This window comes from Paraglaciecola sp. (assembly GCF_039964565.1).
Lineage (GTDB): Bacteria > Pseudomonadota > Gammaproteobacteria > Enterobacterales > Alteromonadaceae > Paraglaciecola.
This window is the reverse complement of the sequence record NZ_JBDVXF010000043.1, coordinates 1-15013: the sequence shown is the minus strand read 5'-3', so window position 1 is coordinate 15013 and position 15013 is coordinate 1. Positions and strand designations below refer to the sequence as shown.

Here is a 15013-nt window from a genome sequence, read left to right as displayed (position 1 = left end):
TATCTGTTACTCAGCCTAGGTTTTCGAATGACACCTAATTATTTATTATGTTTTGTGATTTTAGGTCAGATATCATACTTAGTTTCGCCGCATCGTCTTATTCAGCTCTATCGCGTACTGCTCTGAAATGGTAGCAAATGAAGTTAAGCTAGATTAACCAGTAGTCAGATTGTTTTTAAAGGAACCAATATCAATGAAGTATCCACACTCCGCATTGTCAGTTAGCGCTGTTTTTCGTTATATCACCGCTAGTATGTGGATACTTGTAGCAGGTTATGCCAGTGCCCATCAAACAAGTACGGGCTACCTCAATCTGGATACTAAGGATATGCAGATTAATAAAGGACAAATCCAGCTTCGATGGTCTGATTTAGAAACAAGTCTTGCTTTGGGCGACAATACTGTTAAGCAACTATTATTGGCGGAAATCCAAAGTCAACAAACTGCAGTCGTAAGTTACTTAAAGAAACACATGCATTTTGTGGTTGAACAAAGTCACTGTGTCATCACTTTTACACCGCCATTGCAAGTCAGCGAACACTTTGATGAACATTATATGGTTGCTGACTTTAATTGGTCATGCCCAATTAAATCAGAGCAACTGACAATAAACTACAGTGCCATTTTTGAAGAAGATAACGCCCATAGCCTGCTCATCAACGTCGAAAATAACAACAGTTTTATAAGTGCTGTTATTAAAGAAGATGACCAGAGTTTTGTGGTCGATTTTACCCAAGCCTCTCAATGGGAAACCTTTACACTTTATGTTTATCAAGGTGTATTGCATATTTTTATGGGAATAGATCATATTTTGTTTCTCATAGCCTTATTACTAACTTGTGCTTTAAGTCGTGAAGAACAACACTGGAAACAAGCAACCAATAATAGGAGCGTATACAAAAACGCGGCTTGGATAGTCACTGCATTTACTTTAGCCCACTCACTTACACTCACCGCGACGGCAATGGAATTAATAGTGCCAAATAGTAGATGGGTTGAACTAGGCATTGCAATTTCAGTTTTGCTGACGGCGCTGAATAATATTTGGCCGATTATTATTAGGCTTGGCTGGATTACTTTCGCATTTGGTCTATTGCATGGCATGGGGTTTGCCGGAGTATTAGGTGAGTTAGGGTTAGCCCGAGATCAAAAATTATTGTCGATACTCTCTTTTAATTTAGGCGTAGAAGTGGGGCAACTTATGATTCTGATAATAGTGTTACCGCTACTAATTTTGGCTAGTAAACGAAACTGGTATCAACACTATGGAGTCAAAATTGGTTCAGCAATGATAGCGCTTATTGCACTAAGTTGGAGTATTCAACGCTTTTGAAATAATCATTAATGCGTGAACTAGTGCGAAGCAATGGTATCGGATAATTAAGAATAAAGTAGAAGTAGTTTGCTGTAAGTGAATGCTCAGTTATAGTAAGTGCTTAAATACTTATAAGAAAAACAGCAAAGACGCACACTGAAAAAATTTATGAACTCAGACGTTAACCAAAATCATCTCGATCGTATCAATCAGCTACTTAAGACGTATCCCTCTCTTATGGATGCGTATCATAAGTTGGAACCTTTTATTTTGGGTTTATTTGATGCCGAACGTATGAGTATTTTTCAACGTCGTCGCCAGCATCAAGACCTAGTAGCGCGCTTTAAAACAGGTAAAGAAACACGGGAAATCAAAGTACCTATTAGCCCTATGTCAATTGCTGGCTATGTTGCGTTGAGTCAATTACCTCTGATAATCAGCGACCCATATAATAAAGAAGAACTAGCGAGTATTCATAAGCGCCTTAACTTTGCGGATAAATTCGACAAAGGCTCAACCTTTAAGACTCGTAACATTATTTGCATTCCTATCCTTGATTCAGGTGTACTGATGGGCGTGATGCAGATCATCAATAAAAAAGAGGCTGCCTTTACAGAAGATGACCTTGCCCTTGCCAATGCTATCGCAGAAATTATGGGAAGAAAGTTTCGTTATGAATTAGGTGGAACCAGTCAACCCTTTGATTATTTAGTGCATCGCAATCTTATCGCTGACAAAGAATTAAAAAAGCTACAAGAAACCAGTCATGATAGTCGCCAGTTAGTACAACGCTTAACATCTGAACACCGAGTACCAGAAGATGACTTAGGTAACGCTTTATCGGTTCACTTCCAAGTACCTTATTTAGCCTACTTACCTGATAAATATCATTTGTATCAAAGCGACAGTAAGCTTAATTTATCTTACTTAAAGCGCAATTTTGTAGCGGTATTAGCTGATGTAAATGAAAATCCCATTGTGTTGATGTCTGAGCCTAATAACGCCACTTTACTAATGGAAATTGAAAGTGCTTTAGGGATAGATAGTTACGAAATATCAGTGAGTTTGCCTAATATTATTCTGCAATATTTAGGGGAAGCCGCCGGTGGAGGTGCGGGTCCTGGTGCAATGGATGAGATCCTCGATGAAATTGGTACCAGTGCTGACGAATTAGACGAACAAACTGATGAAATGTCAGACGATGCACCTGCTGTTGTGAGGCTAGTGAGTCGAGTGTTACATGATGCCAAACGTCTTAATGCATCGGATATTCATGTTGACCCCGAAAAAAACGCGCCAACCCGAGTACGTATGCGCATAGATGGAGTGTGTAGGGATGTCACACAAGTGCCTGCATCTCATCACAGTGCTGTTATTGCTCGTATTAAAATCATGTCAAATCTGAACATTGCAGAGAAGCGTGTACCTCAGGATGGTAAATTATCGTTTAGAATGTCGGGGCAACTTATTGAAGTGCGGGTAGCGACCATCCCCACCATAGCAGGTGAAGGCGTGGTAATGAGGATACTGGCTGCCGGGGGTGCTATGCCACTGAGCAAATTAAACTTATCCCCACGAAATCATGAAAAAATTCTTGAACTAGTACAAAAACCCCATGGGATTATGTTGGTAGTAGGACCGACTGGTTCGGGTAAAACAACCACCTTGCATGCGGTACTAGGCCATATTAATACACCAGAAAAGAAAATTTGGACTGCGGAAGACCCTGTTGAAATAACCCAGCCGGGCTTACAACAAGTTCAGGTCAGTGCCAAAATAGGCTTTACTTTTGCCAATGCTCTTCGCGCTTTTTTACGTGCTGATCCCGACATAATACTGATTGGTGAAATGCGTGATAAAGAAACCGCACATGCCGGTATTGAAGCGTCACTGACTGGGCACTTAGTATTTTCTACACTACATACCAACTCTGCTCCAGAAACTATTTCTCGGCTGTTAGACTTAGGGCTTGATCCTGTCAACTTTTCAGACGCATGTGTGGGTATTTTAGCGCAACGATTGATCAGAACAATTTGCCCGAACTGCAAAGAAAAATACCCAGCAAGCGAAACGGACTTAGCCTTTATTAATCGTCAATATGGCGAAGAATATATTGAAGAGCTTAATCTACCAGAGCCTCTCATGCTATACAGAGGCAAGGGTTGTGATGAGTGTGGCGATACTGGGTATAGAGGCAGAACCGGCGTACATGAATTATTATCCATGACTGGAGAGTTACGTTCTTTAGTATATAAAGAAGCGTCAGTACATGACATGCAAGACCAAGCTATGGCTGACGGCATGCGAACACTCACCCAAGACGGGATTCTAAAAGTAATTAAAGGTGATACAGATATTCCGCAAATTCAAATTATTAGCGGCACCGGATAGTTATTTGACTCACTATACATGCACTGTTACCGCCCTATAAAATAGTGTTTTTTATCAATGTTTAGGGTGTTAAATCAGAACAAAATGGGCTGTGCTGGATCCTATACAGCGCGCTTAAATCAGTTTGAGACATTTTCAAGCCCTTCACTTGTAGATAAAAGCCATAGTGATATTGTACTTTGATTCCACGACATTTATTTAACGTCAATATAAACCCACGAAAGAATCTATAAAAACTAGGGAATTCAATATGTCATCCTTCAACAAAAACCTGCTGCGTGCGGCCGGAATAACCTCTGCATTATGCGTTTCATTTTTGACATTTAGCCAAACCGAACAAGATGAAGAATCATTATCTGCAGAACCAGCGCAACAAAATCAAGACTGGGATGTCCTAAATCCACCTCTTGATTTAGCAACGGTATCTATCGATACAAACAAAACTACTTGGTCTAGCCTAGACGTCGCTCCTGATGGTAAAAGTATAGTGTTTGATATGCTTGGAGATATTTATATCACTGATATAAAAGGTGGAAAATCCAAAGCCCTTACTCAAGATTTTGCGTGGAATATACACCCTGCCGTTAGCCCCAATGGAGAGAAAATCGCTTTTATCTCAGACCGTGGCGGATTATCTAACCTTTGGGTAATGAACCAAGACGGTACCAACTTAAAACAACTCAGTATCGAAAAGCATAACCTTATCCATTCCCCCAAGTGGAGCCCAGACGGTCAATACATAGCAGTAAGCAAAGGAATAATGTCGAGTCGAAGCATCCCAGCTGGAGAAATTTGGCTTTATCATCATAGTGGCGGCGACGGTTTGCCGATTAAAAAGCGAGTAAATGGTAAAAAAGATCAAAAAAATATCGCCGATCCGGCTTTCTCACCTGACGGAAAATATTTGTATTTCACCCAAGACATAACTGCTGGAAGCACCTTTAGTTATAATCGTGACCCCTTAAAAGGCATTTTTGCCATTACCCGCTACGAATTAGCAACGGGTGAAGAAGAGCGTTTTGTAAGTGGCACAGGTGGAGCGGTGGTTCCCACTCCCTCTCCAGATGGTAAACACCTCGCATTTATCCGCAGAGTAAAAGAAAAAACCGTACTTTTTGTAAAGGATTTAACCACAGGTATGGAAACGCCTTTATACATGGATCTCGAACGTGACATGCAGGAGGGATTTGGCTCTGAGGGCTATTTTGCTTATTTTGACTGGACTCCCGACTCTAAACATATCGTTTTCTGGACAGCGGGTACTTTCCATAAATTAAACGTTAAAGACTTATCTGTGGCCACAATAGAGGTGAATGTTCAAACTGAACTACAATACGCCGACGCCGTGCGCTTTGATGTAGATGTTGCTCCCGATAATTTCCCTATAAAAATGACCCGTTGGGCCCAAAAATCTCCCGATGGGAAAAGCATACTATTTCAAGCTTTAGGTAAACTTTACGTTAAAGATATTAAGTCAGGTAAAACTAAACGATTAACTAAACAAAACGATCATGAAGAGCTTTACCCTCGCTATTCCAATGATGGCAAGTCTATCCTTTACACCACTTGGCACGACCAGAAGTTAGGCAGTATAAAAATGGTGCGAGCCCGAGGAGGAAAAGGTAAAACATTAACCACCACGCCAGGTCATTACATTTCTCCTTCTTTTTCCATCGACGGTAAATTAGTTACCTATAAAAAAGTGACGGGCGGCTACTTACTTAGCCCTGAATATTCTGTCGACCCAGGAATTTACGTACTCAATGTAGAAAACAAAACCAATAAACGTATTGCCAAATCTGGCTCTGCTCCTCATTTTTCTGGTGACAATAAACGCGTGTATTTAACCACCTCAGTTCCGGGAAGTAGTTATGCGGAAAGCCAGCTTGTGAGTGTCGACTTAAACGGCGAAGATAAACGTGAACATTTGTATGGTGCCAATGAAGTCACGGAGTATCGCCTCTCACACGACAAAAAATGGGTCGCGTTTGTCTATCAATACAATGCCTATATTGCGCCGTTTGTCGATACAGGTAAACGCGTCAAAATTGGCCCGAAAATGTCTTCATTACCAGTTAAACAAATATCGAGCCGCGCTGGAGAATTTCTGACTTGGAACGCCGATAACCAAGCTGTGAGTTGGTACCACGGTGCAATTTTCTATGAACGCAAGTTACAAGATGCCTTTGCGTTTTTAGAAGGCGCGCCAGATAAATTACCTGAGCCAGTCACTGAAGGAATTAATTTATCGTTCCAACATAAATCCGACAAACCATCAGGTTATAAAGCATTAGTCGGTGGCACTGTCGTTACTATGAGAGACGCCAATAGACAACGTGAAGTGATAGAAAATGGCGTAGTGTTAATCCAAGACAATAAAATAATCGAAGTGGGTAAATCGGGTGAAGTATCAATCCCCGATGAAACATTACTGATTGATACTAAGGGAAAAACCATACTACCAGGGCTTATCGATGCACATGCTCATGGTTCACAGGGTAGTTATGAAATTATACCTCAGCAAAACTGGAGCATGTATTCAAATCTAGCATTTGGGGTGACCACTATTCACGATCCGTCTAATGACACCACAGAAATTTTCTCTGCGGCAGAATTACAAAAAGCCGGAGAAATCTTGGCGCCACGCATTTATTCAACTGGTACTATTTTATACGGTGCTGAAGGCTTAGGGTACAAAGCAATTATCAATAGTTACGATGATGCTTTATTTCACATGCAACGATTAAAAGACACAGGTGCTATTTCTGTTAAAAGTTACAATCAACCAAGACGGGATACCCGCCAACAGGTTTTAGCTGCGGCAAAAGCTCTAGGCATGATGGTAGTGCCAGAAGGCGGCGGTAAACTGCAACAAAATATAACAATGTTAGTGGACGGACACACTGGTTTAGAACATTCATTACCTATTGCCAAAGGTTATGATGATTTAACGGCGTTATGGTCAGCCACTAAATTTGGTTACACCCCAACGTTTGTGGTGTCTTATGGTGGAATGATGGGTGAAGAGTACTTTTACGACAAAACCGAAGTCTGGAAAAATCCACGTTTAATGCGCTATACACCTAGCTTTTTGGTAGACAAACGTTCGATACGACGCCCTACCGCTCCAGAAAACCAATATAACCATGTCACTGTGGCTGAATATGCGAAAACCTTACGTGATAATGGCGTAAGTGTACATATAGGTGCACATGGTCAGCGTGAGGGATTAGCTTCTCACTGGGAGTTATGGATAATGAATCAAGGAGGTTTTACACCTTGGGAAGCGCTTAGAGGTGGCACAATAGACGGCGCCACTCATTTAGGAATGGACAAACAAATAGGCAGTATCGAAGTGGGGAAAATCGCCGATTTGATAGTTATTGACGGTGATGTTCTCAAAGATATCACTCGTAGTGAATTTGTTGAATACACGGTTTTAAATGGCCGTGTTTATGAGACTGCAACCATGAATGAAGTGGATAAGAAAGAGCAACGTAAAGCGTTTTTCTTTGAAAACAATAATCAGTTGTTTATGCCTAAAGAGACACAACAAGCCATAGACGCTAAGGCACAAAAGCATCATTGGGTGCATTAATTTCTCTAGAATACCTTAGCAACGTTTTGTTAAGGTATTGTGTTTAAATAACCTAATTTGAAAAATAAGAATCTCTAAATATGCAAAGAAACTTAGTTTGGGATATTCCCGTAAGATTATTTCACTGGTTGTTAGTGTTGTGCTTATTTGGGCAATGGCTAACAGCTGAAGTTTTGGAAGATGCCATGGATATCCATTTCTATATTGGATATTTTACGCTGGGGCTCATTATATTCCGGCTTATCTGGGGATTTTTGGGGACTAAATACGCTAAGTTTAGTAGTTTTATTGCAGGTCCTAAAACTATGCTGGCGTATTTAAAAAGCATCGCCTCAAAACAACATGCCTTCAGTATCGGTCACAACTCTGTGGGTGGACTGATATTACCTGCGGTGATCATTTTAGTGGGTTTACAAGCCATTAGTGGATTATTTACGTCAGACGACATTCTATATACAGGTCCTTATTACGACAGTGCTAGCGATGATTTACAACAATGGATGCAGTGGTTACACCATAATATTTTCGATCTTTTATTAGCTATCATTGGATTACATTTGGTGGCGATTGGATGGTATTTGTTTTATCTGAAACACAATCTAATAAAACCCATGTTAGACGGTAAAAAAACAGTCTCAACAAAAGACAGTATTTCACACTCTCAACTTGTTAAAGCGATTGTGATCATGTGTTTAGTGGCGGTATTTATCTATTGGCTAGTCGAAATAAACCCGCCTCCAATAGATGACGGATATTACTATTAATCAATGGGTTTGCAGTTGTGCTGCAAACCCATTAGCAAAGCTTAGTCTGCTTTGTAGTTATCGTGACAACCTTTACAGCTTTTAAAAACCTGTCCAATAGCAGGCTTATATTTACTGGCATCACCAGCTTTAGCTACTTTGTTTAAGTTGTTTGCCGCAAGAGTTAAAGCATTTATTTTGTCGTTAAAGTCGGCTTTGTTTTTCCAAACTTTATCTAGGGCTGCGGTATCAACATCAAAACCAGATGTATCGGTTGCAAAATAGTCTTGCAACATTAAAGATAACTGTTCGATACGCATCGCATTTGTTTGCATAGTTTCCGCGTCAAATGGGATAGCACCTTTGTTCATTGCGCCTAAAATACCAACATTGCTTTTAACAAGTGTAAAAATTGCTTGTCTAAACTCTGTGACATCTTTGGCTTGTTTAGCCGATTTGGCCGGCTCTGCAACGACAGAAAATGTACTTAACATAGCTGAACCTATTATTATTATCGCTAACGCTTTTTTCATCATATTGCTTTCTCCAAAAGTTAGGGGTAATTGTATATAGAACGATGATAACTGTTTTTTGTTGTGCATTCCTATTATTTAAGAGCAACCACCTTGTAGACTGATAATTGACCTTGATATTTACCTCAGTTTGTAACTATTTCCCTGCGACATTCCGTGTAGATATTGAAATTCACCCTTGTAGTGTTGGCTGCTTACTGACAAATAAATAAGCGAATCAGACACCACTTGAATAGGTAGAGTTGCACCTGTGAATTCAGAACCCGCCGCGTCAACGGTACTGCCCTTAACTCTCAACGCAGTCTCTCCTTGTAATCGCACGTTTGTCATAGTGACAAAAGAGTCAATCACTTCCATAGTTAAACTGTCTGACTTACCTACAACATGCTGCATAGTAACTTCTGAGTTTTCAATATAAATCTGCTCGGCATAGAGGTCAGACAAAGTGACATATCTACAGCCGCTAATATAAACAAAAGCATAGTGTCCACTGTAAGACCGTTCATTTTGGTTATTACATGTAAGAGTAGGTAATTGCTTAGTTTCTACAGTATTTGAATTTTGTTTCTTTGAAGGAGGGCTATTTAACGCATAATTTAGTTTGCGCATAAATTCATTAGGCTTATCCTTCATTGGCACATGGCCAGCCTCGTGGATAATATTTAACTCAGCATGGGTTATTTTAGACTGGAGTATTTCTCCTGTTCTAAGCGGTGCAACTCTATCAAACTCCCCCCAAATAATATGCGTTGGCACCGCAAGACTATCCAAGGCCTGCGAAAAGTCTTCGTTAATAAGCCCAATAGCCGCATTTAAGGTAGGGCGATCCTTATATACGTATTGTTGCGCATATTCATTGCTTAGTAGTACTTGAGTAGGATCTGGCAGTCTATCTAAGCGACTAAGCATCGACCCACTGACTCTATCAATAAACCGATTAAACCTACTGACAGCCGTATCGACAAAATCAAACTGCTGTTGGTATTTTGCTAACCACTCATACCGATCCGGCATTTGTGTCATATGCCGCACAAATACTGAGCGATGCAGCACCCCAGCGGTATCTACCATGACTAAGCGCTCGACCATTTCAGGAAACTCTGACGCAAAGCGTAAACTGATTGCCCCTCCCATTGAATGACCAATTAATGTTACTTGTTGTGTTGAAAACTGGGGGATCAACCACTTGAGTAATTGTGCATAACGTCGTGGTGCTAGCTGCAGCGATGTGGGATCGGACTCCCCAAATCCAGGCAAATCCAACGCGATGACATGATACTCAGATTCTAGTTGCGGAATCACACCTAGCCAATCACGTAGTCCGCTGTATCCTAGACCGTGCACTAAAATAATAGTTTTTTTATATTTTTTCCCCGTTTCAACTACATGCACAACACCATCAAAAACGGGTTCATTAATTCGCGACTGTTGCCAATGGACTGGCAGAGGCTCTATCGGTGCTTGAACTACTTCGTTGCCGTCTGTTTTATCCTGTGCATAGCTGTTATAGGCAATAACAAAGTAAACGAATACAACTTTAAAATGGCCCATAAAAACTGTCACACCAGTAGCACAATAGATGACTTTTAAATTAAAGATGAGTTAGTATCATGTCAAGTTAAGCGATTGTTAATCGACATCTAAGCTTCACACCGACAACATGTAAAAATAAGCGCATAAACCTATATCCTTAGATATATTAATGGTTCTTAAAAATACTGTAGATAAAGGACTTATTTAATGGCAGACAATAATTTAGAAAAATCTTTCGCCACATTAAAACAAACTATTCCACTTTTGTTGAAACATAAGATTTCTGCCATCCCTACCAATTATGCACTTTGGTATACCTACGTTGCCAACGAATCACCGGAGTTAAAGACAGCAGTCGATTATGTAATAGAAAACAAATTACAACTCTCAGAGACCAAAACCAAGGAACTGTATCGCACTTATTTAGCAGAAACTGAAGAAGTCTCGGCCTGGGATTTGCGCCAATCCGTGGAAGCCATGCTAGTTGAATTATCTCAATCGTTGCAAGACACCCGCTCAGAAACCACTAGTTTTAAAGAAACGATGGACACATGTGTTGATGACCTCGCGAAAGTAGAAAAAGAAGGGCTATCGGTTAATGAAGTAATGGCCTTAGTGCGCAATTTAGTAAAAGATACACAAAACATTCGGCGAAGTACCATTAGTTTTAACGCAGCCTTAACCGAGGCACAAAAAGAAATTGCAGCGCTACGAGGTCAACTTGAGCAAAGTCAACATGAGGCTTTATATGATGCTCTTACTGGTTTATGTAACCGCCGTTATTTCGACGAAGAGTTAGCGACTCAGTCTTTACAACCCAATTTATGTTTATTATTGGTTGATCTCGACCACTTCAAAAAAATTAATGATAACTACGGCCATGTCATGGGTGATTTAGTATTGAAAGCCACAGCAAAAAAACTCCAAGCCGGTTGTCGGGATGGTGCTCAAGCTTTCCGTTTTGGCGGAGAGGAGTTCGCTATAATTGTGCCTAATTCAAACTTAGTTAAAGCAAGACGATTAGCCGAATCAATGCGTAAAGCGATTGAAAAAATAGGGGTAAAAGACAAACGAAGTGGCGAGATATTAGGCGACATCGCGGCATCCATAGGGGTGGCTGAACTGACTAAAGGCATGAATCCACTGGCCCTTATTGAAAAAGCCGACAAACAACTTTATGAAGCTAAACGTTTAGGACGAAATCGAGTCATGCCAATAACCTAAAAATTCATTTCATTTTTACACTTAAAGGCGAACCTCTATCCCTTGTATATTTTCGTCCCAGCAAGCCCACTAAAAAGTAAGTTTTTCTATTTAGCTGATTTTTATACAAAAGAAAAACAACATCAACGTAAAATTTCTTGTATAATCCCGCGCAAATTTTACTCAGACTGAAGTTGGAACAATGACAGATTTAGCAAAGTACAGAAATATAGGTATTTTTGCCCACGTTGACGCGGGTAAAACAACTACTACAGAACGAATCCTTAAACTTACTGGTCAAATTCATAAGACTGGTGAAGTACATGACGGTGAATCTACTACCGATTTCATGGAACAAGAAGCCGAGCGCGGAATTACTATCCAGTCAGCAGCTGTTAGCTGTTTTTGGGACAATCACCGCTTCAACGTTATTGATACTCCTGGGCACGTTGACTTCACAGTTGAAGTTTATCGTTCACTTAAAGTGCTAGATGGCGGTATCGGTGTATTCTGTGGTTCTGGTGGTGTTGAACCACAATCAGAAACTAACTGGCGTTATGCGAACGACTCAGAAGTTGCGCGTATTATCTTCGTAAACAAATTAGACCGTATGGGTGCTGATTTTTACCGCGTAGTTAAACAAACTAAAGACGTACTAGCTGCTAACCCACTAGTGATGGTTCTACCTATCGGAATCGAAGATGATTTTGTAGGGGTGGTTGACTTGCTTACTCGCAAAGCATACATCTGGGATGACACTGGTCTTCCAGAAAACTACAAAATTGAAGATGTTCCTGCGGACATGGTAGATAAAGTAGAAGAATATCGTGAAATGTTAGTCGAAACTGCTGTAGAGCAAGACGATGACCTAATGATGGCTTACATGGAAGGTGAAGAGCCTTCAATGGAAGACATTAAACGCTGTATTCGTAAAGGTACACGTACGATGGACTTCTTCCCAACCTATTGTGGTTCGGCGTTCAAAAACAAAGGTATTCAACTTATTCTTGACGCTGTAGTTGATTACTTGCCTTCACCTACAGAAGTTGATCCTCAACCTCTTACCGATGAAGAAGGCGAGCCTACTGGCAAATTTGCACTTGTTGATCCTGCAGAAACCTTTAAAGCATTAGCCTTTAAAATCACCGATGACCGTTTTGGTGCACTAACTTTCGTGCGTATCTACTCTGGTACTCTTAAGAAAGGTGACACAATCTTAAATGCTGCGACTGGTAAAACAGAGCGTATTGGGCGCATGTGTGAAATGCAAGCTGACGACCGTAATGAATTATCTTCAGCTCAAGCTGGTGACATCATCGCGATTGTAGGTATGAAGAGTAACGTTCAAACGGGCCACACTTTGTGTGATCCTAAAGATCCAATCATCCTTGAAGCTATGGTATTCCCAGAGCCAGTTATCTCTATCTCTGTTACACCAAAAGATAAAGGTTCAACTGAAAAAATGGGTATCGCTATTGGTAAAATGGTGGCTGAAGATCCTACTTTCCGTGTTGAAACTGACCAAGATTCAGGCGAAACCATCCTTTCAGGAATGGGTGAACTTCACTTAGATATCAAAGTAGACATCCTTAAGCGTACCTATGGTGTTGACTTAGTAGTTGGTGAACCTCAAGTTGCTTACCGTGAAACTATCACTCAAGAAGTTGAAGATTCTTATACTCATAAGAAACAGTCTGGTGGTTCTGGTCAATTCGGTAAAATCGACTACCGTATCAAGCCTGGCGAGCCAAATTCTGGTTTTACTTTCACCTCAACAGTTGTTGGTGGTAACGTACCTAAAGAATTCTTCCCAGCTATCGAGAAAGGTTTTGCTGGCATGATGGATACTGGTGTTCTAGCTGGCTTCCCAGTACTAGACGTTGAAGTTGAATTATTCGACGGTGGATTCCACGCAGTTGATTCATCAGCCGTTGCCTTTGAAATTGCTGCTAAAGGCGCGTTCCGTCAATCAATTCCTAAGGCTGGTCCTCAGTTGATTGAACCTATCATGAAAGTTGACGTGTTTACGCCTGACGATCACGTTGGTGACGTTATTGGTGACTTAAACCGTCGTCGTGGCATGATAAAAGATCAAGAAGCTGCCGCTACAGGTGTACGTGTTAAAGCTGATATCCCACTTGCAGAAATGTTTGGTTATATCGGAAGCTTACGTACTATGACTTCTGGTCGTGGTCAGTTCTCAATGGAATTCTCTCATTACAATCCTTGTCCACAAAATGTGTCAGAGAAAGTAATTGCAGAAACCAAAGAACGTGAAGCTGCTAAGAAGTAAATTCTTTAATTGATTTTAAAAGCCCTATTAATATGAATTAATGGGGCTTTTTTGATCTTATCTTCCCTTTAGGCTTGAATACTGTGACTCGGCACCATATGGTAGCTATGACATAAATAATTCTGCTCTTTATGATTTTAAATTAATAGGTCAGTTTATCTACGCCCATTAATCCCATCCCAAAATAGGAAAAATACATGAAATTAAACACCCTTGCTTTTCTGACAGCATCTTCTTTATTTTTAGCTGCATGTGGCAACGACAAAACAGCAACACCAGAATCTAAAACAGCAGAAGCTCCTGAGGCTGCAGGCGACGCTGCAACTGATACCGCCTTAACCACGCTTGAGCAAAAATTAAGCTATATAGTAGGAACAAACTTAGCGGGTCAATTTAAAAACGATGAACTTTCTTTGGATGTTGACGCCTTCGTTTTGGCAGTTAATGATGTAATGTCTGGTGCAGACCCACGTTTAACTCAGGAGCAAATTCAAGAAGCAGTAGCAACTGTTCAGAAACAAGCCCAAGAGAAACAACTACTTGCGCAACAAGAAGCCAGCGCTAAGAATAAAGCAGCGGGCCTTGCCTATCTTGAAGCCAATGCTAAAAAAGAAGGCGTTGTCGTAACTGAAAGCGGTTTGCAATATAAAGAAATCGTAGCGGGTGACGGTGAAATGCCTACGTCAGATAAAACTGTTGTAGTTCATTACACTGGTACATTAACTGACGGTACCGAATTCGACAGCTCTTATAAAAGAGGACAACCGGCTGAATTTCCAGTGACAGGCGTAATCAAAGGCTGGGTAGAAGCCCTTCAGCTTATGAATGTAGGTGACAAATTTGAACTGGCTATCCCATCGGACCTAGCATACGGTGCGAAAGGTAGCGGTCCAACTATCGGCCCTGATGCCACTTTGTTATTTGAAGTTGAACTAATCGAAATAAAATAATGAGTTAATTGAAAGCCTTGCCTCCAGCTGTGTGAGGCTTTCACTTTAATAAAACAGCTTGACGAAAATGTAACCCCCTTCCCAGTAGTGCTTCAAATAAGTATCTTAGACCTACATAACCGGCTTTCAAACCTAGTTAGTTGGCTATTCAACTCACTTAAATTTATCGGAAATGATGCCGTAGCTCAGCTAATACCAATTCATCTTATCAATTAGTCACTCAGAGAACACCAGCGACTTTCAATCGAGGCGTAGTCCTGCAGGAATGGCTACCCCCTTTCAAAGGACTAGAACGAAGAGTGAAAGTCGCTGATGTTCTCCCTTTGGGCGAGGTTTAAAAGCACCTACTCTGCGTTGCTCGAACTTACAATAGAATAACTATTGCTTCATTCGAACGCCTTGATTAGGTGATTTTAAACCTCGCTGAGCGATCAATTGTTAGGATGGATTGGTA

The 15013-nt window shown here is 40.7% G+C and carries 9 protein-coding genes; 7 read left to right on the top strand and 2 right to left on the bottom strand.

Annotation, left to right across the window (positions count from 1 at the left end; translation table 11 throughout):
• The first annotated feature begins 193 nt into the window (after positions 1-193).
• From ABJK37_RS18300 to ABJK37_RS18285, 4 genes are all read left to right on the top strand, one after another.
• Positions 194-1333 carry a HupE/UreJ family protein gene (locus ABJK37_RS18300; protein ID WP_348356942.1) on the top strand — a complete coding sequence of 380 codons (1140 nt, stop codon included), beginning with the start codon at positions 194-196 and terminating at the stop codon, positions 1331-1333.
• A 150-nt stretch (positions 1334-1483) separates the two neighbouring features.
• Positions 1484-3706 (top strand): GspE/PulE family protein, encoded by a 2223-nt coding sequence (locus tag ABJK37_RS18295; protein WP_348356940.1) that lies wholly within the window; start codon positions 1484-1486, stop codon positions 3704-3706.
• A 250-nt stretch (positions 3707-3956) separates the two neighbouring features.
• Positions 3957-7304, top strand: a complete 3348-nt coding sequence (locus ABJK37_RS18290; RefSeq protein ID WP_348356938.1) for an amidohydrolase family protein — start codon at positions 3957-3959, stop codon at positions 7302-7304.
• Positions 7305-7384: 80 nt separating this feature from the next.
• A complete protein-coding gene (locus ABJK37_RS18285) occupies positions 7385-8068 on the top strand; it encodes a cytochrome b/b6 domain-containing protein (protein ID WP_348356936.1) in 684 nt (227 codons plus the stop codon).
• Between the two features lie 41 nt (positions 8069-8109).
• Here ABJK37_RS18285 and ABJK37_RS18280 read toward each other — a convergent pair whose 3' ends face one another.
• Positions 8110-8583, bottom strand: a complete 474-nt coding sequence (locus ABJK37_RS18280) for a cytochrome c (RefSeq protein ID WP_348356934.1) — start codon at positions 8581-8583, stop codon at positions 8110-8112.
• Between the two features lie 117 nt (positions 8584-8700).
• Positions 8701-10131, bottom strand: coding sequence for an alpha/beta hydrolase (locus ABJK37_RS18275; protein ID WP_348356932.1), 1431 nt, complete (start codon positions 10129-10131; stop codon positions 8701-8703).
• Between the two features lie 189 nt (positions 10132-10320).
• On the opposite strand from ABJK37_RS18275, the gene ABJK37_RS18270 reads away from it, so the two are divergent.
• The 3 genes from ABJK37_RS18270 to ABJK37_RS18260 all read left to right on the top strand — a co-directional run bounded on the left by ABJK37_RS18270 (position 10321) and on the right by ABJK37_RS18260 (position 14559).
• Positions 10321-11337 (top strand): GGDEF domain-containing protein, encoded by a 1017-nt coding sequence (locus tag ABJK37_RS18270; protein WP_348356930.1) that lies wholly within the window; start codon positions 10321-10323, stop codon positions 11335-11337.
• 181 nt (positions 11338-11518) lie between these two features.
• Positions 11519-13609: an elongation factor G gene (gene fusA / locus ABJK37_RS18265; protein ID WP_348356928.1), complete on the top strand. Its 2091-nt coding sequence runs from the start codon at positions 11519-11521 to the stop codon at positions 13607-13609.
• Positions 13610-13806: 197 nt separating this feature from the next.
• A complete protein-coding gene (locus ABJK37_RS18260) occupies positions 13807-14559 on the top strand; it encodes an FKBP-type peptidyl-prolyl cis-trans isomerase (RefSeq protein WP_348356926.1) in 753 nt (250 codons plus the stop codon).
• The last annotated feature ends 454 nt before the right edge of the window (positions 14560-15013 follow it).